Genomic DNA, 25,280 nt, shown 5'->3' on the forward strand with positions numbered 1-25,280 from the left:
AGCTTCTCTCGCATGAACGAGAACATGGACAGCACCCCGCACCCCGACGACCCCGCCGAGGGCGCCACCGGCGTCGACGGCTCGACCGAAGACGAGGGTCACGCGGGCGGCGACGACGGCGCCATCCAGGGCGACGCGGATCGCGGCGAGTCGACCGGAGGAGCCATCCAGGGCAGCTCCGGCGCCGAGCACGACGGCGTCCAGGGTGGCCAGGGCGGCGCGATCCAGGGCGACAGCTCGCGCGGCGACTCGACCGGAGGCGCCATCCAGGGCGACGCCGGCCCGGGGCACGAGGCCCCGCTCGGCGGCGACGACACCACCGAGGATCAGTTGCAGGCCGACAACGCTGCCGAGGAGGACACCCTCAAGACGCTCGACCCCGACTCCCCGCCGGCCTGATCCGCGGCGCGTTCGCGGACGCGCCGGTCCACAGGCGCACCGTGACCGCAACGACGATCAGCTCGCGAGAACGATCGGCCCGCGACCTCGATCAGCCCGCGAGCACGACCTTGAGCTGCTCGACGGCCCAGTCGAGTTCGGTGGCGCGGATCACGATCGGCGGCGCGATGCGGATGGTCTGCCCGTGCGTGTCCTTCACGAGCACACCGCGGGCCAGCAGCTTCTCGGCGATCTCGCGTCCGGTGCCGCGGGAAGGGTCGATGTCGACGCCCGCCCAGAGGCCGGCGATGCGGATCGCCGTGATGCCGTGACCGACGAGGGGCTGCAGCGCCTGGGCGAGGTGTTCGCCCAGGGCCCGCGCGCGCTCCTGGAACTCGCCGTTCTCGAGCATCTCGACGACGCGGAGTCCGACCGCCGCGGCGAGCGGGTTTCCGCCGAACGTCGAGCCGTGCTCGCCCGGACGGATGACGCCGAGCACGTCGGCATCGCCGACGACCGCCGACACGGGCAGGAGACCGCCGCCGAGCGCCTTGCCCAGCAGATAGAGATCGGGGACCACGCCTTCGCGATCGCAGGCGAACGTCTCTCCGACGCGCCCGAGCCCCGACTGGATCTCGTCGGCGATGAAGAGCACGTTCCGCTCGTCGCAGATCTCCCGCAGGCGGCGCAGATAGCCCTCCGGCGGCACCACCACTCCCGCCTCGCCCTGCACCGGCTCGACGAGCACGGCCGCCGTGTCATCGGTGATGGCGGCGGCGACGGCATCCGCATCGCCGTAGGGCACGGCGTCGAAGCCGGGCGCGTACGGACCGAAGTCGTCACGCGCCGACGGGTCGTCGCTGAAGCCGACGATGGTCGTGGTGCGGCCGTGGAAGTTGCCCGCGGCCACGATGATGCGCGCGCGACCCTCGGGGATCCCCTTGACCCGGTAGCCCCAGGCTCGCGCCACCTTGATGCCCGTCTCGACGGCCTCGGCGCCGGTGTTCATCGGCAGCACGAGGTCTTTGCCGGCGAGTCGTGCGAGGGCCGCGGCGAACGGCTCGAGCCCGTCGCTCTCGAAAGCGCGGCTGATCAGTGCGACGCGTCCGAGCTGCTCGGTGAGCGCGGCGACGAGGGCCGGATGCCGGTGGCCGAAGTTCACGGCCGAGTAGGCGGCCAGCAGGTCGAGATACCGCTTGCCCTCGACGTCGGTGACCCATGCCCCTTGGCCCCGGGCGATGGTCACGGGCAGCGGGTGATAGTTGTGGGCCAGGTGTCCCTCGGCGGTCGGCGACATCGTCACTGCGCACCGCGCAGTTCGAGGGTGCAGCACTTGATGCCGCCGCCGCCGAGCAGCAGCTCGGAGAGGTCGACCGTGATCGGGTTGTAGCCGCGCTCGCGCAGCTGCTTCTCGAAGCCCTTCGCGCGCGGCGAGATGATCACGTTGTAGCCGTCGCTCGACGAATTGAGGCCGAACACCGACCCGTCCTCGTCCGACACGAGGATCGCGTCGGGGAAGCGCTCCTCGAGGATCGCGCGACTCGCGTCGTCGAAGGCGCCGGGCAGGTAGGCGATGGTGGCGCGCTCGGGGCCGCCGTTCTCCGGTCCCTGCACCGGGTCGAGCACGGCGATCGCGGTGTCGAGGTGATAGAACCGCGGGTCGACGAGGGTGAGCGACAGCACCTCCCGGCCGAAGACCTCGCCCACCTCGCGGTGACTGTCGCCCGTCGAGCGGAAACCGGTGCCGGCGAGGATCACGTCGCCCACCAGCAGGAAGTCGCCCTCCCCCTCGTTGACCTCCTCCGGGATGACGGTGTCGTAACCGGCGGCGCGGAACCAGTCGGCGAACGCCGGGGCCTCGCCCTGACGCTCGGCGAAGCGGAACTTCGGCACGTACGCCCGGCCGTCGATGACGAAGCCGCCGTTGGCGGTGTAGACCATGTCGGGGAAGCCCTCGAGGGGTTCGATCAGGTCGACGTCATGGCCGAGCTCCCGGTACAGGTCGTACAGCTTCTGCCACTGCTCGACCGCCCGCGCGGTGTCGGTCGGCTTCGCCGGCTCCATCCACGGGTTGATGGAGTAGTTGACGGTGAAGTGCTCCGGCTTGCACATGAGGTAGTGGCGGTGATGCGCGGTGCGAGACAAGGTGCTCCTCGGAAAGGGATGCGGCGGACGCTGTCCAGGGGCCCGGCGGTCCTTCGACCCGCTCCTCTCGGAGGCGATGCGGGGAAGATGCGACTCGAGCACGCCGCGACCATTCTGTCACGTCCCCCGCACCACCACCTTGCCGACGGTGTGGCCGGCCTCGACGTGCGCGAGGGCTGAGGGCGCCTCCGCGAACGGATACTCCTTCTCGATGACCGGGGCGATGCGGCCCTCGTCGACGAGCTCGAGCAGCTTCGTGAGCACTTCGGGGCGCGGCGTGGCCGCGAGCGGTCGCACGCGCGGGCCGGTGATCGACCGGAAGGCGGCGGCGATCATGCGCGGCACGGGCCCGAGCACGTGACCCCCGTTCCCCGTCACCAGCACGACGCTACCGCCGGAGGCGACGAGGCGCTGCAGGGTCGTCAGCGGCAACCCTCCGGCGATGTCTATCACCGCATCGAACGTCCTCGCAGCGAGCGCGTCGAGCGGCTCCTCGCGATGGTCGAGCGTGTGCGCGGCGCCCAGATGCCGGGCGAGCGGGGCGTTCCGCGCGCCGCACGCGGCCCACACCTCCGCCCCGCGGAGCGCGGCGAGCTGCACGGCGAAGGTGCCGACGCCACCGGATGCGCCGATGATCAGCACCCGCTCGGGCTGCCGGCCGCGCAGCCCGACCTTCGCCGCGTCGAGCGCCTGCCAGGCCGTGCCTCCGGCGATCGGCAGTGTCGCCGCGGCCGTGTCGGCGACGCCCGGCGGCACCGGGACCAGGCGGGAGGAGGGCACCCGCACGTATTCGGCGAGACCGCCGCCGCCGACGAGCTCTCCGGCCACGCGCTCACCGACCTCGGCGCCGACCACCGCGGATCCGACCGCCACCACCGTGCCCGCGACCTCCATGCCCCGGACGGGATGCTTCGGCCGCGTCAGCCCGAACACCGGCCGGACGAGCAGCGGGTCGCCGAGCAGGAGGCGCACGTCTCCGGCGTTCAGGCTCGTCGCGTGGACGCGCAGGAGGACCTCTCCGCGCTCGGGGTGCGGAAGCGCGACCTGCTCGCGCCGGGTTCCGGCGGCGGGACCATAGGTCTCCCGCCGCCACGCGGACATCGTGTCGGCCATGTCATCGCTCCGGGTACTGGAAGAGGTCGTCGAGACCGACGCCGAACGCGCGCGCGATCTGGAACGCGAGTTCGAGCGTCGGGGAGTACTTCTCCTGCTCGATCGCGATGAGGGTCTGACGGGTGACGCCGATCGCGCGCGCCAGGTCGGCCTGGGTCATGCCCGAGGCCTCCCGGTGGGCGCGGATGCTGTTGGAGACGAGTGTCGGCCTGACCATCAGACGAGACCCCGGCGGTAGGCGATGACCCGGGCGACCCCGCCGACGAGCGCGGCGACAGCGAACCCCGCGTACATCGTGTTCGCGATCCAGAACACATCGGCACCGACGGCGCAGAGCGCGATCACGCCGAGACCGGCGATCACGATGAACGCCTGCTCGACGCGGCCGCCCAGCCGGCTGATGTCGCGGTCGCGGATGTCGGAGCGGCCCATGCCGTCGGGGTCGGCGGCACCGGCGATCATTCCCCAGACGATGCCGAGGACGATGACCGCGACGATGCTGCCGCCGATCACCCACAGCATCAGCGGAAACCAGTCGACGCCGGTGAGCGGTCCTCCCGCCGCCTGCTGGAGCACGAGCAGGACGTACACGACCATCGAGATCGGGCTGACGATGAGCCCCGCCCAGGCGTTGCGCTCCTCATAGGCCATGATGCCTCCCGTGTCAAAGATTCTTGACATGAGCGTAGGCGGCAGCATCCGGCTATGTCAAGAATTTTTTACACGTTGTGTCCCTTTGCAGGTCGAGAACACACCTGCAGGTTCGGATGCCGCGATCCGACCTGCATTTGTGATCTCGGCCTGCATTTCGCAGGCCGAAGCGCGACGGATGCCGCACCGGATGCCGCAGGGGATGCTGGGACGGATGCCGCACCGGATGCCGGGCGGGGTCAGATGACCTCGGCGAACCGCCCGTCGAGGTTGCCGTACCGATGGGCGGTGATGGTGATGGACTGCTCGTGGACGAACGGCAGCAGCTCGATGCGGGCGGCGGCCGTCACCTCGCCGTCGTACACCGCGAGGTCGGGGTCTCCGCCCGTCGCGGCGGCGAGCGCCGCATGCGCCGCAGCGACCGCCGCTCGTCCGCCAACCAGGCGCACCCGGTTCCGCTCGACGGCCGTCGCAGCCTCGGCCGGACCGGTCTCGTCGCGGCGCAGCATCCGCAGAGTCCACTCCCCCTCGGTCTCGAGGAAGACGACGGCGTCGAGGTCGCCCAGCACGCGTCGTACCTCGGCGGGCAGTCCCGTCGGCGTGGAGAGCACGACCGGGGCGCCCGCGCGCACGGCCGCGATGACGACCCGGAGCAGGTCCTGCAGGGCGGCATCGTCGGTCGCACGGATCTCGACGGGCACCGGTCGGTAGCGGAACAGGTTGCGCTCGACGCCCAGCCGCGACACGTCGCGCACCCGCCCGAACTCGCGGTCCCACGCGAGCGCATCCGACAGCGCAGACCGGCGCAGCCACTCGAACGCCTCGTAGTCGAGCGCCGGCTGCGCCGCCTCGATGAGCGCGGTGATGCGCGAGTCGAGTCCGCGCAGGTGCAGCGTGCTCGACGCCGGACCCGCGGGCCGGGAACGCCACGACCCGAGGCCGATCAGGTAGTTGGGGCCGCCCGCTTTCGCCCCCGGTCCGACCGACGAGCGCTTCCAGCCGCCGAAGGGCTGGCGCTGCACGATCGCTCCGGTGATTCCGCGGTTGACGTAGAGGTTGCCCGCCTGGACCCGGTCCAGCCAGAGGGCGAGGTCGTCGGGGTCCTGGGTGTGGAGTCCGGCCGTGAGCCCGAAGGGCACCGCGTTCTGCAGCTCGATCGCCCGCTCGAGCGTCGGCGCGTGCATCACCCCGAGCACCGGGCCGAAGAACTCCTCGCGATGGAAGCGCGATCCCGGCTGCACTCCGACCCGGATGCCGGGGCGCCACAGCCGCCCGCTGCCGTCGTCGGCCGCGGCGAGCTCCGGCTCGATCAACCACCGCTCGTCGCCCTCGAGCTCGGTCAGCGCCCACGCGAGCTTGCCCTGCGGCTTCTCGATCACCGGCCCCACCTCGGCGAGCGCGTCGGTGGGCCAGCCCACGTGCAGCGAGCGCACGGCGTCGGCCAGCTGACGCGCGAAGCGCTGCGAACGCCCGACCGGCCCGACGAGGATCACGAGCGACGCGGCCGAGCACTTCTGTCCCGCATGACCGAAGGCGCTCTTGACGACGTCACCCACGGCCAGGTCGAGGTCGGCCGACGGGGTGACGATGATGGCGTTCTTGCCGCTGGTCTCGGCGAGAAGGGGCAGGTCGTGCCGCCAGGAGCGGAAGAGGGCCGCGGTGTCCCACGCCCCGGTGAGGATCACCCGATCGATGGACGGATGGGTGATCAGCGCGCGTCCGAGATCGCCCTCCTCGATGTCGACGAGCGCGAGCACCGCGCGCGGCACCCCGGCCTGCCACAGCGCCTCGGCCACGACCGCCGCGCATCGGCGCGCCTGCGGTGCGGGCTTGAACACGACGCCCGACCCGGCGGCGAGCGCGGCGAGCACCCCGCCCGCCGGGATCGCGAGGGGGAAGTTCCACGGAGGAGTCACCACGGTCACCTCGGCGGGCACGAACGCGGCGCCCGCGACGGCGTCGAGCTCGCGGGCCTTCGCCGCGTAGTAGCGGGCGAAGTCGACCGCCTCGCTGACCTCGACGTCTGCCTCGGCGAACACCTTGCCGGTCTCGGATGCGGCGACCTCGATCAGCTCGCCGCGACGCGCCTCGAGCGCGGCGGCCGCGCGCAGCAGCACGTCGGCGCGCTCGGCCGCGGGGCGTCCGCCCCATTCGGCGGCCGCTTCTCGGACGCCCGTCACCGTCTGCTCGAGCGTCGCCTCGTCGTCGATCAGAGCGGCGTCGAGTGTGGCGGCGCCGACCGTCGACTCGAGGATGCGCGCACGCACGACGCGCGCCCATTCGCGGTTGGCGGGCAGGGCAGGGTCGCTGTCCTCGGCGTTGAAGAACCCGGGGGCGCCGCTGCTGCCTTCGCCGGCTTCGCGGGCGGCGCCGGCCTCGCGGGCGGAGTAGACCGCGGTCTCGAGGAACGGCTCGCCGTCGCCCTCGCCCGAGCCCCGGGAGATGCCGAGCACGGCGCGGGTGAGATCGGCCTCGGGCATCGGCGCGACCGGCGCGGGGCGCAGCGATTCGTGCACCGGTGCCAGCCGGTCCTGCGTGCGGCGGGGGCCGACGTGCAGGGTCGGATCGGCCGAGCGCTCCAGCGCGCGCAGGAAGCGGTCGCGCTCGCGCGCGAACAGCGACTCGTCGTCGTCGAGTCGGAAGGCCGCGGAGAGGAAGTTCTCGCTCGAGGCGTTCTCCTCCAGCCGGCGCACGAGGTAGCTGATCGCCACGTCGAACTCGGCGGGCGCGACCACCGGCACGTACAGCAGCACGGCGCCGACCTCGCGCGAGACCGCCTGCACCTGTCCCTGCGCCATGCCGAGCAGCATCTCGAACTCGATCTGCGGTTGCCCCCCACCCTGGGTCCCTGAGCTCCCACCCTGGGTCCCTGAGCTCCCACCCTGGGTCCCTGAGCTCCCGCCCTGGGTCCCTGAGCTCCCACCCTGGGTCCCTGAGCTCGTCGAAGGGCGCACGCCGCGTTCGCCGGCCAGCAGCCAGGCGTAGGCGATGCCGAACAGGTTGTGCCCGGCGACACCGACCTTCACGGCGGCGGTGTGCTCGGGGCGCAGTGCCCAGTCGAGGCAGCGGAGGTAGTTGGCGTCGGTGTCGAGCTTGGTGTCGTACGGCGCCGGCGTCCATCCGTGCAGCGTCGCCTCGACGTGCTCCATGGCGAGGTTGGCCCCCTTGACCAGGCGGACTTTGATGGGCGCGCCCCCGTGAGCCACGCGGTCCTGCGCCCACGCCGTCAGTTCCTGCAGTGCCGGCAGGGCGTCGGGCAGGTACGCCTGCAGCACGATTCCCGCCTCGAGGCCGCTCAGGCGGGGATCCTCCAGGATGCGCGTGAACACCGCGATGGTGAGGTCGAGATCGCGGTACTCCTCCATGTCGAGATTGATGAACGTCGAGGCTCCTGAGCCTGTCACCCCCTGGGTCCCTGAGCCTGTCGTCCCCTGGGTCCCTGAGCTTGTCGAAGGGCCCGCCGCGGTGAGGTAGAGCGGCATCAGTCGCTCGACCACGCGTTCGACCACCTCGTCGAACGCCCACATCGAGATGTGGCTGATGACGGCCGAGACCTTCACCGAGACGTAGTCGACGTCGGGCCGCCGGATCAGGTCGTGGATGCCGTCGAGCCGGCGCTTCGCCTCGGCTTCGCCGAGCACGGCCTCGCCGAGCAGGTTGAGGTTGACCCTGGCCGGTGCCGCCCCTTCCGCCGCGGGTCGGCGGATCCGCTCCAGCGCGGGACCGAGCTTTGCGGGCCGCGCGTCGACGACGAGGTGGCCGACCATCTCGCGCAGGACGCGCCGCGCGATCGGCACGACCGGAGCCGGAGCGACCTGGGCGACACCGCCTCCGACGCGCACGGCCGAGCGCAGGTACCAGGGCAGGAACTCCGGCACGATCGGAGCGATGCGGTGCAGCTGCGATGCCGCCGCCGTCAGGCTCTCGGGGCGCATCACCCCGTCGACGAACCCGAGTGTGAAGGGCAGCCCGTCGGGATCCTGCAGCACGCCGGCGAGCCGTTCGGCGGCGGGGTCGACCTCGGCCGCCGCGGCCTCGATCACCCAGCGACGGGCGAGCTCGACCGCGCGATCGGCGAGCGGAGCGGATGCCGCGGCATCCGGCGACGATGACGACTCTGCCATGGTCTCCACCCTAAGTCGCGATGCCCACCGAGCAGCGGATGCCGCCCCGGTCAGCCCCCTCGCCCCCGGCCTCGCCCCCTGCCCACGCCCCCGGCCTCGCCCCCGGCCTCGCCCCCTGCCCACGCCCCCTGCCCACGCCCCTGCCCACGCCCCTGCCCACGCCCCCCAACCCGCCCCCCGCCCCCGCCCCGGCTGTACGCCGGAAAGGAGAAATGCGCTTGGGAAGGAGGGATCTGCGAGATCTCTCCTTCCCAAGCGCATTTCTCCTTCGGGGGCGCACAGCCTCACAGCGCCGCGATGATGTCCTCCACCCTCTGCTTCGCGTCGCCGAACAGCATCGACGCGTTGTCGCGGAAGAACAGCGGGTTCTGCACCCCCGCGTAGCCGGATGCCATGGAGCGCTTGAACACGATCACGCTCTCGGCCTCCCACACCCGCAGCACCGGCATCCCGGCGATGGGGCTGCCCGGGTCTTCGGCAGCCGCGGGGTTGACGGTGTCGTTCGCGCCGATGACGAGCACGACCGAGGTCGACGCCAGGTCGTCGTTGATCTCGTCCATGCTGAGCACGATGTCGTACGGCACCTTCGCCTCGGCCAGCAGCACGTTCATGTGCCCGGGCAGGCGCCCCGCGACGGGATGGATGCCGAAGCGCACATCGACCCCGCGATCGACGAGCCTGCGCACGAGGTCGGCCACCGGATACTGCGCCTGCGCGACGGCCATCCCGTAGCCCGGCGTGATGACGACGGTCTCGGCCGACGTCAGCAGCTCCGCCGCACCCTCGGCCGTGATCTCGCGGTGCTCGCCGACCGCGGCATCCGACGACGTGGGTGCGGCGATGCCGAACCCGCCCGCGATCACCGACAGGAACGAACGGTTCATCGCCTTGCACATGACGTAGGAGAGATAGGCACCCGACGATCCGACGAGCGCGCCCGTGACGATGAGCAGGTCGTTGTTCAGCAGGAAACCCGCGGCGGCCGCCGCCCATCCCGAGTAGCTGTTGAGCATCGAGACCACGACGGGCATGTCGCCGCCGCCGATCGAGGCGACCAGGTGCCAGCCGAGTGCGAATGCCAGCAGGGTCACCGCGATGAGGAGCCAGAGCTGCTGGTCGTTCACGAACCAGACGGTCAGCGCCACGAAGGCGACCAGCGCACCGATGTTCAGCGCGTTCTTGCCCGGGAGCATGAGCGGTTTCGACGGCATCCGCGCCGACAGCTTCAGGAACGCGACGATCGACCCCGTGAAGGTGACGCCACCGATGAAGACGCCGATGAACACCTCGGCGTTGTGGATGCCGGCGAGCGCGGGCGAGATCTCGGGGTGCGCGAGGTAGCCGTTCCAGCCGACCAGCACGGCGGCGAGGCCGACGAAGCTGTGGAGCAGCGCGATGAGCTCCGGCATCCCGGTCATCTCCACCACCCGGGCCCGCCACAGTCCGACGGCCGCACCGACGACGAGAGCGGCGACGAGGAGTCCGAGGCCGACGAACGCGCCGGTGGTCCAGGCGTCCGCCACCGTGAGCGCCGCGGTGGCGAGCAAGGCGATCGTCATGCCCGAGATGCCGTAGACCACCCCGGCGCGGGCCGACTCGTGCCGGCTGAGACCCGCGAGGCTCAGGATGAACAGCAGAGCGGCGACGATGTACGCCGCGCCGGCGAGGGCGTCGACGGTCACTTGCGGCCGCCCTTCGCCGAGGTGCCGAGCGTGAACATGGCGAGCATGCGGCGGGTCACCGCGAACCCTCCGAAGATGTTGATGGATGCCAGCAGCACGGCGATCGCTGCCAGGATCTGCACGACGGGCATGGGCGAGGTCACCTGCAGCATCGCGCCGACCACGATGACACCCGAGATCGCGTTCGTCACCGACATCAGCGGCGTGTGCAGGGCGTGGTGCACCTTGCCGATCACGTAGAAGCCGATCACGACCGACAGCACGAGCACGGTGAAGTGCTGCGGCAGGGGCGCCGGTGCGAAGGCGTTGACGGCGAAGAGTGCGGCGATGCCGAGCACGATCAGGGTGATGCGGCGCGCGGTCGACATGCCCTTCGCCGTCGACGGCTCGACGGGAGACGCCGTCGGCGCGGCTGCGGCTACGGGGGCGGCGGCGACCTGCACGGCCGGCGGGGGCCAGGTGACCTCGCCGTCGCGGACGACGGTGACCGATCGCTGCACGACGTCGTCGAAGTCGATGACCAGCTCGCCGTCCTTCGCGGGGGTCAGCAGCGCGATCAGGTTCGCGAGGTTCGTGCCGTAGAGCTGCGACGCCTGCGTCGACAGACGCGAGGCCAGGTCGGTGTAGCCGAGGATGATCACGCCGTTGTCGGTGACGACGCGCTCGCCCGCGACCGACCCCTCGACGTTGCCGCCCTGCCCGGCTGCCATGTCGACGACGACGCTCCCGGGCTTCATGAGGGCGAGGTCTGTGGCGGTGATCAGGCGCGGTGCGGCGCGCCCCGGGATCAGCGCGGTGGTGATGATGATGTCGACGTCGGCCGCCTGCTCGGTGTAGATCTCGGCCGCGCGGCGGTTGTAGTCGTCGCTCGTCGCCTTGGCATAGCCGTCGGTGGATGCCGCGACGGCGACGTCGACGGCGAGATAGGTGCCGCCGATCGACGACACCTGATCGGCGACCTCGGGTCGCGGGTCGGTCGCGCGGACGATCGCACCGAGGCTCGACGCCGCGCCGATCGCGGCGAGGCCGGCGACACCGGCTCCTGCCACGAGCACCTTCGCCGGCGGCACCTTGCCCGCAGCGGTCACCTGACCGGTGAAGAACCGTCCGAACTCGTGCGCCGCCTCGACGACGGCGCGGTAGCCGGCGATGTTCGCCATCGAGCTGAGCACGTCCATCGACTGCGCACGCGAGATGCGCGGAACGGCGTCGAGTGCCAGGGCGGTGATCCCGCGCTGTGCGAGCGCCTCGACGAGGTCGGGGCGCAGCGCGGGCGACAGCAGCGCGATCAGCGTGGCCCCGTCGGAGAGCAGAGCGATCTCGGCGGCACCGGGGGCGGTGATCGCGAGCACGACCTCACTTCCCCACGCATCCGCTCGCTCGACGAGCGCGGCGCCGGCCGCCTCGTACTCGACGTCGGGATACGAGGCGGATGCCCCCGCTCCGCGCTCCACGATGATGCTGTGCCCCAGCTTCCGCAGCGACGCGACCGTCGCCGGGGTGGCCGAGACGCGTGCTTCGCCCGCAGGCTCGCGCACGATGCCGATGACTGCCACGTCCGATCCTCCTCCGCCCGTCTGCGATGACGGGCTCCGCTCGGGCCGATGCGCCGAGGTTTCGATCAGAGTACTGATCCGGATGCCGCACGAGGCTGGTGTTTCCGGCCCGGGTCGACGAAAGTTCGGCCGTTCTTACCGAATACGTATGCAACCCGCTGCGCCCTTGCCTCCGCACCGCGGTCTATAGGCTGTTGCCGTGACGACCACTCCGCCGCAACAGGGCTCGACGGACGATCGCGCTGTCGCCGCCGCGAACGCCGGGGCGCGAGCGAAGATCCTCGCGTGGTCTCGACGCACGATCGACCTGGTCCCGACCTCCTGGCTGATCACCGGCGCGGGTGCCGTGCTCCTCGCCGCCACGGCGATCTTCGGCGGGCTCGAGGCGGCAGCCGTCGATCCGATCCCGACGATCGCCGTCGGGGAGGTGCACCGTGGGTCCGACATGGAGATGACGGTCACCGACGTCGAGCTGCAGGATGAGCCTGGCAACGCTCAGGTGTTCCCCGACGGGGAGAAGGGCGAGCGCGTGCTCGTGGTCACGGTCGACGTGATCAACACCTTCGACCGACCGCGCGGCTCGACCAGTGGAAGCCCGCTCTCACCCGTGGTCGACGGCATTCGCATCGACGGCCTCGAGGAGAAGGGCACGGTCTCGCGCGCCGACGACGGTCTGGGGTCGCCGATGCTGCAACCCGATGTGCCCACCCGCCTGCTGCTGGCATGGATCGTCGGTCCCGAGGACTTCCGCGCCGGCCAGGAGGTCTCCCTGACACTTCCCGACTCCGACCACTACGTCGGTCAGAGCGTGGTCCGCGGAGACTACTGGGAGAACGTGCGCGTCGGAGCCACCCTCACCGCCACGGTCGAGGACACGGCGCCATGAGGAAGCACATCATCGTCTGGCTCGCGACGGCCGCGCTGCTCGCCTGCGCGTGGGGAGTCTCGAAGGTCACTCTGCCCGACGACGCGGCGGTCGCGCCGTTCCCCACCACCGCGACGATCGGCGAGCGGGCCTCGACGCGCAACCTGTCGGTGACCGTGACGGATCTGCACCGGGCGACGCGGGTGACCGACGCCGAGGGGTGGTCGGCCGAGGGGAACTGGCTCGTCGTCGACCTCGAGGCGGCGAGCGAGGCGACCCAGAACGGCAGCATCCTGTCCCTCGCCGAACTGACCATCGGCGAGCGCACCTTCACGGCCACGGACCGCGGCACCACGTTCCTCCGACAGCGACTGGTGACCGGCGTGCCGCGGTCGGGGAGTCTCGCGTTCGAGCTGCCCGACGATGCGACGGGCGGCCGCGCGACGCTCCGTCTCGGCGTCCCGACCGGGGGCGGCGAGGTGCTGCTCGACGGAGTGATCGACCTGCTGCTCGACCTGTCCGCCGTTCCCCACGAGGTCGAGGTGCCCCTCGACGAGAACGGATGGGCCGACCGGTGACGATCACTCCCCCGCCCGTCCCCACCCCGCCGCGCGCACCGGATCCCGTCGCCGCGGCGCCGTCCTGGTGGCGCCGCAATCTCGTGGCGCTCATCGCGCTCGCGTTGCTGATCCCCGCGACGGCGCTCGCGATCGGATGGCAGGAGTGGCGTCAGTACTTCGACTTCGACGCACGGCCGGTCACGCCCGTCGCCGTCGATGACGGCGAGACGGCCGAGCTCGCCGGGGCGAGCTGGGGCCCGGTGCGAGGTGGGGAGATCGCCGATCTGGCGGGTCTCGACGTTCCCGCCGACACACGGCTCATCGCGGTCGGCGTTCCGGTCGACGTGGGGGCCGACGGTCTGAGCTGCGACACCCCGCGGCTCGTCGAGCAGCGGACCGGACGGGAATGGCTCCCCGTGCGCTCCGAGATCGGCCTGCTCTCCGACTCCGCCGAACCGGAGCGCTGCACCACCGATCAGACGGGATCGTACGAGCTCATCGTGCCGTTCGTCATTCCCGACGACGTCGAGGGTCCGTTCTGGGTCGACGTCTGGCCTCAGAGCGCCGGCGGCTCCTTCCTGAGATTCTCGTTCGAGCCCTGACCGCCGACCGTGTCGCGCTCCGGAGGCGTGACCATCGCCGCGGCGACCGCGTCGACCGACGAGGGCAGCAGGCCCGCGGCATCCGCGACGGCCCTCATCTCCGCCTCGGCCGGCGAGACGACCGACGGATCGGATCTCTCCTGCTGCTTCCGCCGGAGTCGGCCGAGCGTCGCATCGTAGGCTCCGCTGATCACCGCGATGCGCAGCGGCTCGATGATCAGCAGCGGAACGAGTGACACGAGCGGTGTCGCGATGGCCCAGAAGACGTATTCGTGAGGACCGACGAGCCGCGTGATGCCGAACGCCAGAGACGATTCGAGCGCCTTCACCACGACGAACAGCAGGGCGTACGACGCGACGAGAATCGGTCCCGCTCGCCACATCAGCAGCAGCGCGCGCCCGATCGGCCGGAATCGCGCACCGAGCTCCTCGCCCAGATCCTTCAGCCGGCGCACGACGGGATTCGGAATCGCCGCGGCGTGCTGCCGGAATCGCGAGATCAGCTGACTCTCGACCCGCAGCTTCTCCGCGACGATGGCCTGCCCGAAGATGACTCCGGCGATCGTGAGCCACGCCAGCGGCGTGAGGATCACCGGGCCGGCCTCGGTGAGCACCCAGCCGATCACCTGCCAGAGCCAGCGCAACGGCGCCACGGCGTCGAGCACCTGCTCACGCACCGTCTCGAGGAACGCCATCGCGGCTCGCCCGTCGACCCAGGCCTTGATCCGGTCGAACACGTCGCCGAGCACCATCACCGAGAAGAAGACCCAGACGACCTCGAGGTACACGGCGATGGGCGACACCCCTTTCGGCAGCCTCGCCGACCACTTCGACCATGCCCATCGTCCCGCGAACGCGAGCACGATGATCGCCACGGTCCAGACGCTGAGCGGCAGGTTCAGCACCGTGTCCGCGGAATCCGGCGACGGCCCGCCGTTCACCCTCGTGGTCCAGATGATGCCGGTGCGCACCTCGAGGGCGCGGGCGGAATAGGCGTTCACGTCGTCGCGCAGCAGCCCCTGCGCCCAGTAGACGGCGAAGAACGGCAGGATGCCGGCGAGCAGGGCCGAGAGGAAGGTGCGGCGCCGCTCGGCGGGCGACTCCGGGAGCGGTGCGACCTCCTGCAGGTTGCGCAATCCGTCGCGCAGGACGAGGAACATCGCCACCAGGCTGATGAGCCGGGCCAGGATGCCGATGGGCAGCACGAGGAACCCGACGGTCGCGGAGTACGCCCCGATGAAGCCGGCGAGCTCGGTGACGATGTAGTGCACGAGGACGCCGGCGAGGTACCACGCCATCATCGCCGGCCAGTGCCGCCACAGCACTCGACCGGCTGTCGTCACTATCGTCAGCACGGCCCTAAACTACCCGGCGCGCGGCCCGGGCGCTGCGCCGATCAGCTCCAGACGCTCGGCGCGGTCGCACGGACGGGCGGAAGAGCGGATGCCGCGGCCCAGTCGTGCACCCAGGCGTCGATCTCCGGCACGCCGTCGGGCTTGCCCACCGCGGCGAACAGCTCCTCGTTGCTGACCGTGCCGCCCGTGCGGCGCAGCATCCGCGCCCGCACGATCGCGCGGGCGTAGACCTCTCCGTCGACCACGGCGCGGTGCTCCATGAAGAGGGCCTTGTCGTCGTGCCCGATGAACCGCGACTGCACCTCGAAGCGCTGCCAGAGCTCGAGCGACCTGCGGAACGTGATGGTCTCGCTCGAGACGACCGCGTACCAGCCGCGCTCCTTCATCGCGCCGAACAGTCCGGTGCGGATCAGCAGATCCCAGCGGCCGAGGTCGAAGAGCGACAGGTAGCGGCCGTTGTTCATGTGCCGGAGGATGTCGATGTCGGTCGGCAGTGTCGTCAGGCGGATGCTGCCCACCGCGGTCGGGTCGAGCGACCCGTCGCGCCGCGCGCGGCGACGGGCTCGGAGGATCACCAGAAGGGTGCGCCAGATCACATTCACGAGGATCGATCGTAGCCATCGGCGCACGATTCGCGCACATCGTTGTGCGAATCCTCCATCGGCGATCCGAGCGTGCCGCGCGGCATCCGTTCGATTTCCCTGATCCCGGATGCCGCGCGTAGAGTCGCCAGCATGAGCGCCGAAGCCCAGCCCGAGATCATCGTCCGTCCGGTCCGTGATGTGGATGCGGAAGCCCTCGGTCGCGTGCACGCCCAGTGCTGGCATGAGACCTACGACCACCTGATCAGCAAGGCGGCGCTCGAGAAGGTGTCGCCTCGTCGCATGGCCGAGCTGTGGACGCACTGGGCCGCGCAGGGGCCCGAGTTCAAGATGAGCGCGGCGCTGGTCGACCGCGAGATCGTGGGCTTCGTCGGCTCGGGGCCTGCCCGCGACAAAGACGCTCCGGCCTTCCGCGAGCTGTACTTCATCTACCTGCTCGACGCGTTCCACGGCACCGGCATCGGGCAGAGGCTGTTCGACGCGGCGGTCGAGACCGACGAGCCGCTGTACCTCTGGGTCGCCGAGGACAACCCGCGCGCACACCGGTTCTACACCCGCAACGGCTTCCGGCTCGACGGCGCGACCCACACCGAGCCGTTCCTCGGCGAGACGCTCACAGAGGTCCGCTTCGTCCGTCCCTGAGCCCGGCCGTCGGGGCGTCAGAGACGCTCGAGGATCGTGACGTTGGCGACTCCGCCGCCCTCGCACATCGTCTGCAGTCCGTAGCGCCCACCCGTGCGCTCCAGCTCGCCCAGCAGGTCGGTCATGAGTCGCGTTCCCGTGGCCCCGATGGGATGCCCGAGCGCGATGGCTCCGCCGTTGACGTTGATCTTCTCGTGCGGCGCCCCGATCTCACGCATCCAGGCGAGCACCACCGAGGCGAACGCCTCGTTGATCTCGAACAGGTCGATGTCGTCGACCGTGAGTCGCGTGCGCTCGAGCGCGTGACGGGTCGCCGGGATCGGGGCCGAGAGCATGAGCTCGGGGTCGTCGCCGCGGACGGACAGATGGTGGATGCGTGCCCGCGGCGTCAGCGCGTGGTCGTGCACGGCCTGCTCGCCGGCGACCAGCACCGCGCTCGACGCGTCGCTGATCTGCGACGACACCGCGGCGGTGATGCGCCCTCCCTCGCGCAGCGGGGCGAGTACGGCCATGCGCTCGACGGTCGTGTCACGGCGCACCCCCTCGTCATGGTCGAGCCCGGCGAGCGGGGCGATGCCGCCGGAGAAGAGCCCGTGGTCCTGGGCGGCCGCCGCGCGGCGGTGGCTCTCCAGGGCGAACGCCTCCATCTCCTCCCGGGTGATGTCCCACCTCTCGGCGATCAGCTCGGCTCCGGCGAACTGCGAGATCTCCCGGTCTCCGTAGCGGGCGCGCCAGCCCGGTGACTCGGCGAGCGGCGTGGTGAACCCGAACGCCTCGCCGACCGCGGCCGACGACGACAGCGGGATGCGCGACATGCTCTGCACGCCGCCGGCGATCACCAGGTCGGCCGTGCCGCTCATCACCGCCTGCGCCGCGAAGTGCACCGCCTGCTGACTCGACCCGCACTGGCGGTCGATCGTCACACCCGGCACGTGCTCGGGAAAGCCCGCGACGAGCACGGCCGTGCGGGCCACGTTCCCGGCCTGACCGCCGATGGCGTCGATGGTGCCGAGGATGACGTCGTCGACGGCGGACGGGTCGATCCCGGCCCGGTCGACGAGCGACCGCAGACTGTGGGCGGCGAGATCGGCCGGGTGGATGCTCGACAGCGAACCCCCGCGGCGCCCGACCGGCGAGCGGACCGCGTCGACGATGTAGGCCTCGGCCATGCTGCTCCCTCTCCCTTCGGGCGGCTGACGCCGGTCAGCGGCCGGACACCGTGCCGAAAAGCTTCGCGATCGGCGCGAGCACGAGCGGGCGGGCGGCCGCCCATCCGATCGCGAGGACGACGAGCGACGCGATGAACACCCAGAAGCCGGTCCAGGTGGCGGCATCCTGTGCGGCGTACATGTGATTGAGGTTGCGGAGGAAGCCGGTCAGCATGACGAGCGCGACGTGGGCGATGATGAACGCGACGAAGTACAGCATGATCGGGAAGTGCAGGGCGCGCGCCCACTCGACCGGGTAGGCCTTCGACAGCCTCTCGGCCCTCTTGGGCCACAGCCCCGACATGCGGAACCCGGTGATCGCGGCCAGCGGCGCCGCGACGAAGACGGTGACGAAGTAGGCGAGCTGCTGCAGGCTGTTGTAGTTGTTCCAGCCGTTCTCGTGCGGCCAGTCGAACGACACGTACTGCAGCGCCGCCGAGAGCGCGTTGGGGAACACCTCCCAGCTGGTGGGGACGATGCGCACCCAGTGCCCGGTGACGAAGAGCAGCACCACGAAGATCACTCCGTTGACGAGCCACAGGATATCGAGCGCCTGATGGAACCACAGCGTCAGACTGATCTTGCCCTTGGGCTTGTTCCGTGGGGTCCAGAAGACCGTCGGGCGCTTCTCGGTGCGCACACGCAGGCCCGAGCGGATGATGAGCACGATCAGGAACATGTTGAAGAAGTGCGCCCAGTTGACCCACGGGGCGAAGCCGGGCTCCACGGGGATCGGCGGCTCGTATTCGCCCGGGAACGCGGCGAGGAAGTCCTGCATGACGGGGAGGCTGAGCAGCGCCCGCACGAAGGCGATCGCCGCGCCGGCGAGCACACCGAGGGCGGCCGCTCCGAAGAGCCCGGCGATGGCCTGCGGCCAGGTCGGCAGACGACGGGCGGATGCCGCGGTCGCGGGCAGATGCCGCGGGGCGCGGCCGTTCCACACGGTCCGCGTCCACGGCAGCGGAGTCGAGACGTCGGGCCGAACGGCGACCGCCGAGCCCGGCTGCGGGTTGCGGATGTCGGGCGACACGACGGATGTCGGGTCGGACGCGGCGTATGCCCCGGCATCCGGAACATCATCCTGCATCTGTGACGGCGAAGCCTCGGCTCCCGCGCCGACGGCCTCCGGAGTCGAAGCCGCGGACGCGAGTCCGACCGGAGGCACCGTTCCCGCCGGCGGCCACGGCTCACCGCCGGGAACGCGCGGCAGCCCGCGGCGGACGCTTCGTGCGGTCGACTCCGCGATACGGATGTCGGGCGAAGCGACGGATGTCGGACCGGATGCCGCGAATGCTCCGACATCCGGAACACGGCCCTGCATCTGTGAAGGCCCGACGGCGGCATCCGCCACGGCCGACCCGGCGTCCGGCACCGACCCGGCGGCAAGCACCGACCCGTCGTCCGGCGCCGACTCCGCCGGCGGCCACGGCTCACCGCCGGGAACGCGCGGCAGCCCGCGGCGGACGCTTCGCGCGGTCGCCTCCGCGTTACGGATGTCGGGCGAAGCGACGGATGTCGGACCGGATGCCGCGAATGCTCCGACATCCGGGACAGGGTCCTGCATCTGTGACCGCCCAGCCGGAGCACCCGGCCCAGCCGGAGCACCCGGCCCAGCCGGAGCACCCGGCCCGACCGCAGCACCCGGCCCGACCCCAGCACCCGGCCCGGCCGCAGCACCCGGCCCGACCCCAGCACCCACCCCGGCCGCAGCATCCGGCCCGGCCCCGCCGGGCGCGGCCTCCGCCGGTGGCCAGGGCTCGCCTCCCGGCACACGCGGCAGCCCGCGCCGCAGCATCCGCGTGGCCATGGCTACTTCTTCCGCGCCTCGAGGGCGGCGATGACCTGCGGTACCACGGTGAAGAGGTCGCCCACGATGCCGAAGTCGGCCACGTCGAAGATGGGGGCGTCGGCATCCTTGTTGATGGCGACGATGTTCTTCGCGGTCTGCATGCCGGCGCGGTGCTGGATCGCGCCGGATATGCCGAGAGCGACATACAGCTGCGGCGACACCGAGACGCCGGTCTGCCCGACCTGGTGCGATTGGGGGATGTATCCGGCATCCACAGCCGCCCGTGATGCCCCCACCGCGGCGCCGAGCGCGTCGGCGAGCTCCTCCACGAGCACGAACTTCTCCTTCGAAGCGAGGCCGCGTCCGCCCGAGACGACCCGGGTCGCGCCGCGCAGTTCCGGACGCGAGGAGGCCACCTCGATGGTCTCGACCGGCCCGGCCGTCGCCGCCGCTGCACCGGATGCCGTCACCGACAGCGCCTCGACCGTCGGCGAGGCGACGGCTTCGGCCCGGGCGTCGACGGCACCCTGCCGGAGGGTGATCACGGGAGCGCCGTACGTGGATGCCGCATCGACGAGGTACGAGCCGCCGTAGACCGAGTGGTGGGCGACGATCCCCTCGTCGTCGCGCGAGACGCCCACTGCGTCGACGCACAGTGCGCTCTTGGTGCGCACCGCGAATCGTCCGGCGACGTCGCGACCGGCGATCGAGTTCGAGATCAGCACGGCATCCGGCTGCACCTTCTCGAACGCCGCCTGGAGGGCGTCGACGATCGGCACGGTGAGCACGGTGTCGTCGCCGGCGGCGGTCAGAACGACGGCGGCACCGGCCGCGGTCACGGCGGCCGCGGCATCCGCAGCGCCTCCGACGATCAGGGCGACGGGCGAGCCGACGGTCGACGCGGCGCCGAGGAGTCCGGCGGTGCTGGCAGCCGGGGCGCCCGACGGGTCGACGTCGACCAGTACGAGCACGGCGTTGTCGGGATAGGTCATCTCACACCAGCCTGTTCTGAACGAGGTACTCGACGAGCTTCTCGGCGGCATCGCCCTCGTCGACGATCTTCACTCCCGCCGCCCGCGGAGGCTTCTCCGAGATCGCCGTCATGATCGTGCGCGGCGCCGCCGCCGGGTCGGCCGACACATCGAGGTCGGCGAGCGAGAGCACCTCGAGCGGCTTCTTCTTCGCCGCCATGATGCCCTTGAAGTTGGGGAACCGCGCATCGGGCAGCGCCTCGGTGATCGAGATCACCGCGGGCAGCGCCGCCGACACCTGCTGGGCACCGGCATCCGCCGCCCGGGTTCCGGAGACCGTGTCGTCGGTGATCTCGACCGCCGAGAGGGCCGTCGCCTGTGCCCAGCCGAGATGCTCGGCGAGCATCGCCGGCATCACGCCTGCCGACCCGTCCGTGGAGAGGTTGCCGGTGATGACCAGATCGGCGCCGCCGCGACGGATCGCGGCCGCCAGCACCTCGGCGGTCAGCCCGAGGTCGGCTCCGGACAGCTGCTCGTCGGCGATGTGCACCGCCGACGTGGCGCCGATCGCGAGCGCACGCCGCACCGAGGCGGTCGACCCCTCCGGTGCCATCGAGACGGCGACCACTTCGGTGCCGTCGTTGTCGTCGGCGTGGCGGAGGGCGACCTCGAGAGCGCGCTCGGTGATCTCGTCGAGCACGACGTCGCCGGCCGACCGCTCGGCGAGGCCGGTCTCGAGATTCAGCCGACGGTCGCCGTAGGTGTCCGGCACCTCTTTGACCAGGACGAAGATCTTCATCGAATGCTCCTCACGACTGCCTCGATTCTAGCGGGGTGGAACTGAGTCCCATCCGGAAAGCGACCGAGACCCAGCGGTCCACCGATCAGCCGATGCCCTACCGTAGAGACGTGGTCCGATCCCGCCCCCTGCCCGTCGATCCGCTCGCCGAAGCGAAGCGGCAGTGGCTCGCCCATGGATGGACGGATGCCGCAGACGGCATGACCGTGGTGACCTCGGTCATGCGGGCTCAGCAGCTGCTGCTCGCGCGGGTCGACGCCACCCTGAAGCCGTTCGCGCTCACCTTCGCCCGCTACGAGATGCTGCGCCTGCTGGCGTTCAGCCGAGCGGGCCGCCTGCCCCTGTCGAGCGTCGTCGCCCGTCTGCAGGTGCACGCCACGACCGTGACCAGCACCGCCGAGCGTCTGGTGCGCGACGGGCTCATCGTGCGAGAACCGCACCCCCACGACGGACGCGCCGCGCTCCTCGCGCTCACGCCGACCGGTCGCGATCTCGTCGAGAAGGCGACCGCCGCGCTCAACGACGAGGTCTTCACCGATCCGGGAATGAGCCGAGACGACGCCACCGAGCTCGTCGCGATCGTCGCCCGCATGCGCAAGGCCGCCGGCGACTTCGCCGACCCGCGCCCTCAACCCGACGCGCTCTGACATGGCCCGCTTCGTGCTCGAACGGGTGATCGCCGCTCCCCCTTCGGAGATCGAGTACCTCGGGAGTACCCTGTCGGCATGAGCGAACTGCGCCTGCACACCACTCTCATCGGCCGCGGTCCGGCCGCCGCGATCGTGCTCACCGACGAGCAGGTCGCCGCCTTCGGCGCGGGCAAGACCTTCCCCGTGGCCGTCACGATCGGCGATCGCACCGCGCGACTGCGGCTCGCGCGCATGGGCGGCGAGAACCTCATCGGATTCAACAAGGCCGTGCGGGCCGACCTCGGCGTCGAGATCGACCAAGAGGTCGACGCCGTCATCCGTGTGGATGCCGCGGAGCGCACGGTCGACGTGCCGCCGCCGCTCGCAGCCGCACTGGACGCCGATCCTGCGCTGCGCGCCGCCTTCGACGCGCTGTCGTACTCGGTGCGCAAGGAGCACGCCCGCCAGGTGGCCGACGCGAAGCAGGACGCCACGCGCGACCGGCGGATCGCCAAGATCGTCGATTCGCTGCGCTCCTGAGCCGCCGGCGTTCGAGCTCACGACTCAGCGGTTCCGGAAGTCGGGCGAACGCTTCTCCCGGAAGGCCGCCATGCCCTCCTTCTGGTCCGCCGTGTCGAACAGGGCCGCGAACGCCCGCTTCTCGTGGGCGAGGCCGTCGGCAAGGGATGTCTCCATCGCGGCATCCAGCGCGGCCTTCGCCGCGTAGAGCGACGGAAGCGACTTCGAGGCGATGGTCTCGGCGAGCGCCGATGCCTCGTCGAGGAGATCGGATGCCGGAACCACGCGCGACACGAGCCCCGCCCGCTCCGCCTCCTCGGCGCCCATGAATCGGCCGGAGAGCACGAGCTCGGCGGCCTTGTAGTAGCCCACCGCACGGATGAGCCGCTGCGTGCCGCCCATCCCGGGGATGACGCCGAGGTTGATCTCGGGCTGCCCGAATTTCGCGGTGTCGGCGGCGAGGATGATGTCGCACATCATGGCGAGCTCGCATCCGCCGCCGAGCGCGAAGCCCGACACCGCCGCGATCACCGGCGTCTTCACCGCGGCGAACTCGTGCCAGATGCCGAAGTGGTCGGTGTCGAGCATCTCGTCACCCGACATGCCCTCCATCTCCTTGATGTCGGCTCCGGCGGCGAACGCCTTCTCGGAGCCGGTGACAACGATCGCGCCCACGCCGTCGTCGAGATCGAACGTCTGAGCGGCGGCCGTGATGTCCTCCGCGAGCTGGGAGTTCAGGGCGTTCAGCGCCTGCGGCCGGTCCAGGGTGATCCACCCGACCCGTCCGCGCTGCTCGACCAGGATCGTCTCGTACTCGGTCATGCTGCTCTCCCGTGGTTGTTCTTTCAGTATCTCGCCGAGCTGGTCTCGCCCCTTGCCCCGTCATGGCAGTTCTGCAGGTCGAGATCACGGTTGCAGGGTCGGATGCCGGAACTCGACCTGCAGATGTCATTCTGACCTGCAGACGGACGACTCGAGTCAGGTCCCGTCGCGGATGTCGGTGATGATGCCCGAGAAGTCGCGCGCGGCGCCGTCGCCGGCGGCGAAAGCCGAGTACAGCTGCTGCGCCAGGCGGCCCATGCGGGCATCGGTCGACGTCTGCTCGATCGCCTGCAGCGCGAGTCCGAGGTCCTTCGCCATCAGCGCGCCCGCGAACCCCGGCCGGTAGTCGCGGTTCGCGGGACTCGTGGGCACCGGTCCCGGCACGGGGCAGTTCGTCGTGAGGGCCCAGCACTGCCCCGACGCCTGCGACACCACGTCGAACAGCGCCTGATGCTCGAGCCCGAGCCGCTCGCCGAGCACGAACGCCTCGGCCACGGCGATCTGCGACACGGCCAGCACCATGTTGTTGCAGACCTTCGCGGCCTGCCCGAGCCCCGGCCCTCCGCAGTGCACGATGCGCTTCCCCATGACCTCGAGCAGCGGCAGCGCGGCGGCGTAGTCCTCGTCGGACCCCCCGACCATGAACGCGAGAGTGCCGTTCTCGGCGCCGACGACGCCGCCCGAGACGGGGGCATCGATGTTCCGGTGTCCCGCGGCGAGCGCGAGCGCGTGCGCGGCTCGCGCCTCGTCGACCGCGATCGTCGACGACTCGATGAACAGGGTGCCGGGCCGCGCGGCATCCAGCAGCTCGTTCCGATACGCGTCGATCACGTGCCGTCCGGCGGGGAACATCGTGATGACGACGTCGGCGTCGGCGACGGCACCCGCTCCGCTCTCCGCGATGGGGATGCCGTCGCCGCGCGCCGTCTCGATCGCCGCCGGCACGACGTCGAAACCGCGCACCTCGTGCCCCGCGCGCACGAGGTTCCGCGCCATCGGCAGCCCCATGTGCCCGAGGCCGAGGAACGCCACACGGGTCATGACGCGCTCCGCATCTGCGTCGACCCGGCCGGCCGCAGCATCTCGCGTCCGACGATCAGGCGCATGATCTCGTTCGTGCCCTCGAGGATCTGGTGCGCGCGGAGGTCGCGGACGACCCGCTCGATGCCGTAGTCCTGCAGGTATCCGTAGCCGCCGTGCAGCTGCAGTGCGCGGTTCGCCACATCGAAGCCGGCATCCGTCGCGAAGCGTTTGGCCATCGCGCACCGCATCGTGGCATCCGGCGCGTGCTCGTCGACGGCCTGAGCGCCGTCGCGCACCATGAGCCGCGCGGCCTGCAGATCGGTGCGCATGTCGGCGATCGCGAACAGGATCGACTGCTTCTCGGCCAGCGGCTCGCCGAACGCGGCTCGTTCGTGCACGTACTGCACCGCTCGATCGAGCGCCCACTGCGCGCCGCCCAGCGAGCACGCGGCGATGTTGAGCCGGCCGCCGTTGAGGGCCGACATCGCGATCGCGAAGCCGCGCCCCTCCTCACCCAGAAGAGCGGATGCCGGAACGCGGACGCCGTCGAGCACCACCTGGCGCGTCGGCTGCGCATGCCAGCCCATCTTCTTCTCGGGGGCGCCGAAGCTCAGCCCCTCGGCGTCGCCCGGCACGAGGAACGCGCTGATCTCCTGGTGTCGGGGTCCCTGTGCTTCGACAGGCTCAGCAACCCATCCGGGGGTCCGCGCCATGACGACGTACACCGCGGCCTCTCCTGCGCCCGAGATGAACTGCTTGACGCCGGTGAGCACGTAGTCGTCGCCGTCGCGCACCGCGCTCGTGGCGATGTTCGCGGCATCCGACCCCGCCCCGGGTTCGGTGAGGCAGTAACCGCCGAAGGCCTGCATGGCGGTGAGGGATGGCAGCCAGTGCGCCCGCTGGGCGTCGTCGCCGTAGGTGTCGATCATCCACGCGACCATGTTGTGGATCGAGATGTACGCGGCGACCGCGGGGTCGGCCTTCGCGAGCTCTTCGAAGATCGCCACGGTGTCGGTGCGGCTGAGGCCGGTGCCGCCGAACTCGTCGCGCACGTAGATGCCGCCGAGTCCCAGTTCGCCCGCTCTGTTCAACGACTCCCGCGGGAACAGGTGCTTCTCGTCGCGCTCGGCGGCGAACGGCGCCAGCTCGGTGTCGGCGAAGTCGCGAACGGCTTCGAGAATCGCCTCGCGCTCTTCGGCGGTGGTGGTGACGGCGGTGGTGGTGACGGTGGTGATGGTCATTTCT

At 71.0% G+C, this 25,280-nt stretch carries 24 protein-coding genes; 7 read left to right on the forward strand and 17 right to left on the reverse strand.

The annotated features are described in order from the left end of the window. Positions 1-12 precede the first annotated feature (12 nt). A complete protein-coding gene (locus AB3M90_RS08695) occupies positions 13-399 on the forward strand; it encodes a hypothetical protein (protein ID WP_412951483.1) in 387 nt (128 codons plus the stop codon). 91 nt (positions 400-490) lie between these two features. Here AB3M90_RS08695 and rocD read toward each other — a convergent pair whose 3' ends face one another. The 8 genes from rocD to AB3M90_RS08735 form a co-directional block, all read right to left on the reverse strand. Further along, positions 491-1,675, reverse strand: coding sequence for an ornithine--oxo-acid transaminase (gene rocD, locus AB3M90_RS08700; RefSeq protein WP_412951484.1), 1,185 nt, complete (start codon positions 1,673-1,675; stop codon positions 491-493). A gap of 2 nt (positions 1,676-1,677) precedes the next feature. Next, positions 1,678-2,523, reverse strand: a complete 846-nt coding sequence (ddaH, locus tag AB3M90_RS08705; RefSeq protein ID WP_412951485.1) for a dimethylargininase — start codon at positions 2,521-2,523, stop codon at positions 1,678-1,680. Positions 2,524-2,640: 117 nt separating this feature from the next. Beyond that, positions 2,641-3,636 carry an NAD(P)-dependent alcohol dehydrogenase gene (locus AB3M90_RS08710; protein WP_412951486.1) on the reverse strand — a complete coding sequence of 332 codons (996 nt, stop codon included), beginning with the start codon at positions 3,634-3,636 and terminating at the stop codon, positions 2,641-2,643. A 1-nt stretch (position 3,637) separates the two neighbouring features. Continuing rightward, positions 3,638-3,853: a helix-turn-helix transcriptional regulator gene (locus tag AB3M90_RS08715; protein ID WP_412951487.1), complete on the reverse strand. Its 216-nt coding sequence runs from the start codon at positions 3,851-3,853 to the stop codon at positions 3,638-3,640. Continuing rightward, positions 3,853-4,317 (reverse strand): hypothetical protein, encoded by a 465-nt coding sequence (locus AB3M90_RS08720; RefSeq protein WP_412951489.1) that lies wholly within the window; start codon positions 4,315-4,317, stop codon positions 3,853-3,855. Before AB3M90_RS08720 ends, AB3M90_RS08715 begins: the two co-directional genes overlap by 1 nt. A gap of 209 nt (positions 4,318-4,526) precedes the next feature. Then, the gene (locus tag AB3M90_RS08725) at positions 4,527-8,411 is read right to left on the reverse strand and encodes a proline dehydrogenase family protein (protein ID WP_412951491.1); all 3,885 of its coding nucleotides are present in this window, start codon (positions 8,409-8,411) and stop codon (positions 4,527-4,529) included. Between the two features lie 284 nt (positions 8,412-8,695). Then, positions 8,696-10,093 carry a Re/Si-specific NAD(P)(+) transhydrogenase subunit beta gene (gene pntB / locus AB3M90_RS08730; RefSeq protein ID WP_412951492.1) on the reverse strand — a complete coding sequence of 466 codons (1,398 nt, stop codon included), beginning with the start codon at positions 10,091-10,093 and terminating at the stop codon, positions 8,696-8,698. Beyond that, positions 10,090-11,649: a Re/Si-specific NAD(P)(+) transhydrogenase subunit alpha gene (locus AB3M90_RS08735; protein ID WP_412951493.1), complete on the reverse strand. Its 1,560-nt coding sequence runs from the start codon at positions 11,647-11,649 to the stop codon at positions 10,090-10,092. Before AB3M90_RS08735 ends, pntB begins: the two co-directional genes overlap by 4 nt. A gap of 199 nt (positions 11,650-11,848) precedes the next feature. On the opposite strand from AB3M90_RS08735, the gene AB3M90_RS08740 reads away from it, so the two are divergent. The 3 genes from AB3M90_RS08740 to AB3M90_RS08750 are packed head-to-tail and all read left to right on the forward strand — an operon-like array spanning position 11,849 to position 13,676. Continuing rightward, positions 11,849-12,535: a DUF4352 domain-containing protein gene (locus AB3M90_RS08740; RefSeq protein WP_412951495.1), complete on the forward strand. Its 687-nt coding sequence runs from the start codon at positions 11,849-11,851 to the stop codon at positions 12,533-12,535. Further along, positions 12,532-13,092: a DUF4352 domain-containing protein gene (locus AB3M90_RS08745; protein ID WP_412951497.1), complete on the forward strand. Its 561-nt coding sequence runs from the start codon at positions 12,532-12,534 to the stop codon at positions 13,090-13,092. Before AB3M90_RS08740 ends, AB3M90_RS08745 begins: the two co-directional genes overlap by 4 nt. Beyond that, positions 13,089-13,676 carry a hypothetical protein gene (locus AB3M90_RS08750; protein ID WP_412951499.1) on the forward strand — a complete coding sequence of 196 codons (588 nt, stop codon included), beginning with the start codon at positions 13,089-13,091 and terminating at the stop codon, positions 13,674-13,676. Before AB3M90_RS08745 ends, AB3M90_RS08750 begins: the two co-directional genes overlap by 4 nt. On the opposite strand, the gene AB3M90_RS08755 is transcribed toward AB3M90_RS08750, so the two are convergent. Continuing rightward, the gene (locus AB3M90_RS08755) at positions 13,631-15,031 is read right to left on the reverse strand and encodes a hypothetical protein (RefSeq protein WP_412951500.1); all 1,401 of its coding nucleotides are present in this window, start codon (positions 15,029-15,031) and stop codon (positions 13,631-13,633) included. The two genes, AB3M90_RS08750 and AB3M90_RS08755, sit on opposite strands and share 46 nt — an antisense overlap. Positions 15,032-15,072: 41 nt before the next feature. Then, positions 15,073-15,633: an acyl-CoA thioesterase gene (locus tag AB3M90_RS08760; protein WP_412951501.1), complete on the reverse strand. Its 561-nt coding sequence runs from the start codon at positions 15,631-15,633 to the stop codon at positions 15,073-15,075. Between the two features lie 132 nt (positions 15,634-15,765). Between AB3M90_RS08760 and AB3M90_RS08765 the strand changes: the two genes are divergently transcribed. Continuing rightward, complete coding sequence (locus AB3M90_RS08765; RefSeq protein WP_412951503.1) at positions 15,766-16,275, forward strand: GNAT family N-acetyltransferase; 510 nt, start codon at positions 15,766-15,768, stop codon at positions 16,273-16,275. A 17-nt stretch (positions 16,276-16,292) separates the two neighbouring features. On the opposite strand, the gene AB3M90_RS08770 is transcribed toward AB3M90_RS08765, so the two are convergent. The 4 genes from AB3M90_RS08770 to AB3M90_RS08785 all read right to left on the reverse strand — a co-directional run bounded on the left by AB3M90_RS08770 (position 16,293) and on the right by AB3M90_RS08785 (position 21,042). Then, on the reverse strand, positions 16,293-17,444 hold the full coding sequence (locus AB3M90_RS08770; protein WP_412951504.1) for an acetyl-CoA C-acetyltransferase: 1,152 nt from the start codon (positions 17,442-17,444) through the stop codon (positions 16,293-16,295). A gap of 34 nt (positions 17,445-17,478) precedes the next feature. Next, a complete protein-coding gene (locus AB3M90_RS08775; protein WP_412951506.1) occupies positions 17,479-19,047 on the reverse strand; it encodes a cytochrome b/b6 domain-containing protein in 1,569 nt (522 codons plus the stop codon). A 245-nt stretch (positions 19,048-19,292) separates the two neighbouring features. Beyond that, positions 19,293-20,264 (reverse strand): electron transfer flavoprotein subunit alpha/FixB family protein, encoded by a 972-nt coding sequence (locus tag AB3M90_RS08780; protein ID WP_412951508.1) that lies wholly within the window; start codon positions 20,262-20,264, stop codon positions 19,293-19,295. Position 20,265: 1 nt separating this feature from the next. Then, entirely contained in the window at positions 20,266-21,042 is a 777-nt protein-coding gene (locus AB3M90_RS08785; RefSeq protein WP_412951510.1) for an electron transfer flavoprotein subunit beta/FixA family protein, read from the reverse strand. Positions 21,043-21,152: 110 nt separating this feature from the next. Between AB3M90_RS08785 and AB3M90_RS08790 the strand changes: the two genes are divergently transcribed. Together AB3M90_RS08790 and AB3M90_RS08795 are read left to right on the forward strand one after the other, a co-directional pair. Then, positions 21,153-21,689, forward strand: coding sequence for a MarR family winged helix-turn-helix transcriptional regulator (locus tag AB3M90_RS08790; RefSeq protein ID WP_412951512.1), 537 nt, complete (start codon positions 21,153-21,155; stop codon positions 21,687-21,689). Positions 21,690-21,767: 78 nt separating this feature from the next. Next, positions 21,768-22,211, forward strand: coding sequence for a YdeI/OmpD-associated family protein (locus tag AB3M90_RS08795; RefSeq protein ID WP_412951514.1), 444 nt, complete (start codon positions 21,768-21,770; stop codon positions 22,209-22,211). Between the two features lie 24 nt (positions 22,212-22,235). On the opposite strand, the gene AB3M90_RS08800 is transcribed toward AB3M90_RS08795, so the two are convergent. The 3 genes from AB3M90_RS08800 to AB3M90_RS08810 form a co-directional block, all read right to left on the reverse strand. Further along, positions 22,236-23,012 (reverse strand): enoyl-CoA hydratase-related protein, encoded by a 777-nt coding sequence (locus tag AB3M90_RS08800; RefSeq protein ID WP_412951515.1) that lies wholly within the window; start codon positions 23,010-23,012, stop codon positions 22,236-22,238. Positions 23,013-23,168: 156 nt separating this feature from the next. Then, a complete protein-coding gene (mmsB, locus tag AB3M90_RS08805; protein WP_412951516.1) occupies positions 23,169-24,053 on the reverse strand; it encodes a 3-hydroxyisobutyrate dehydrogenase in 885 nt (294 codons plus the stop codon). After that, on the reverse strand, positions 24,050-25,276 hold the full coding sequence (locus AB3M90_RS08810) for an acyl-CoA dehydrogenase family protein (RefSeq protein WP_412951518.1): 1,227 nt from the start codon (positions 25,274-25,276) through the stop codon (positions 24,050-24,052). Before AB3M90_RS08810 ends, mmsB begins: the two co-directional genes overlap by 4 nt. Positions 25,277-25,280: the final 4 nt, after the last annotated feature.

It is taken from the genome of Microbacterium martis (genome assembly GCF_047246685.1).
GTDB lineage: Bacteria > Actinomycetota > Actinomycetes > Actinomycetales > Microbacteriaceae > Microbacterium.

Bases quoted from the DNA above. Each gene is read 5' to 3' on its own strand.
- AB3M90_RS08795 (WP_412951514.1), top strand. From the start codon at position 21,768: ATGAGCGAACTGCGCCTGCACACCACTCTCATCGGCCGCGGTCCGGCC.
- AB3M90_RS08745 (WP_412951497.1), top strand. From the start codon at position 12,532: ATGAGGAAGCACATCATCGTCTGGCTCGCGACGGCCGCGCTGCTCGCC.
- AB3M90_RS08800 (WP_412951515.1), bottom strand. From the start codon at position 23,012: ATGACCGAGTACGAGACGATCCTGGTCGAGCAGCGCGGACGGGTCGGG.
- AB3M90_RS08715 (WP_412951487.1), bottom strand. From the start codon at position 3,853: ATGGTCAGGCCGACACTCGTCTCCAACAGCATCCGCGCCCACCGGGAG.
- AB3M90_RS08710 (WP_412951486.1), bottom strand. From the start codon at position 3,636: ATGGCCGACACGATGTCCGCGTGGCGGCGGGAGACCTATGGTCCCGCC.
- AB3M90_RS08810 (WP_412951518.1), bottom strand. From the start codon at position 25,276: ATGACCATCACCACCGTCACCACCACCGCCGTCACCACCACCGCCGAA.
- AB3M90_RS08770 (WP_412951504.1), bottom strand. From the start codon at position 17,444: ATGGCCGAGGCCTACATCGTCGACGCGGTCCGCTCGCCGGTCGGGCGC.
- AB3M90_RS08785 (WP_412951510.1), bottom strand. From the start codon at position 21,042: ATGAAGATCTTCGTCCTGGTCAAAGAGGTGCCGGACACCTACGGCGAC.
- rocD (WP_412951484.1), bottom strand. From the start codon at position 1,675: ATGTCGCCGACCGCCGAGGGACACCTGGCCCACAACTATCACCCGCTG.
- AB3M90_RS08695 (WP_412951483.1), top strand. From the start codon at position 13: ATGAACGAGAACATGGACAGCACCCCGCACCCCGACGACCCCGCCGAG.
- AB3M90_RS08765 (WP_412951503.1), top strand. From the start codon at position 15,766: ATGAGCGCCGAAGCCCAGCCCGAGATCATCGTCCGTCCGGTCCGTGAT.
- AB3M90_RS08775 (WP_412951506.1), bottom strand. From the start codon at position 19,047: ATGCAGGACCCTGTCCCGGATGTCGGAGCATTCGCGGCATCCGGTCCG.
- AB3M90_RS08720 (WP_412951489.1), bottom strand. From the start codon at position 4,317: ATGTCAAGAATCTTTGACACGGGAGGCATCATGGCCTATGAGGAGCGC.
- AB3M90_RS08725 (WP_412951491.1), bottom strand. From the start codon at position 8,411: ATGGCAGAGTCGTCATCGTCGCCGGATGCCGCGGCATCCGCTCCGCTC.
- AB3M90_RS08780 (WP_412951508.1), bottom strand. From the start codon at position 20,264: ATGACCTATCCCGACAACGCCGTGCTCGTACTGGTCGACGTCGACCCG.
- mmsB (WP_412951516.1), bottom strand. From the start codon at position 24,053: ATGACCCGTGTGGCGTTCCTCGGCCTCGGGCACATGGGGCTGCCGATG.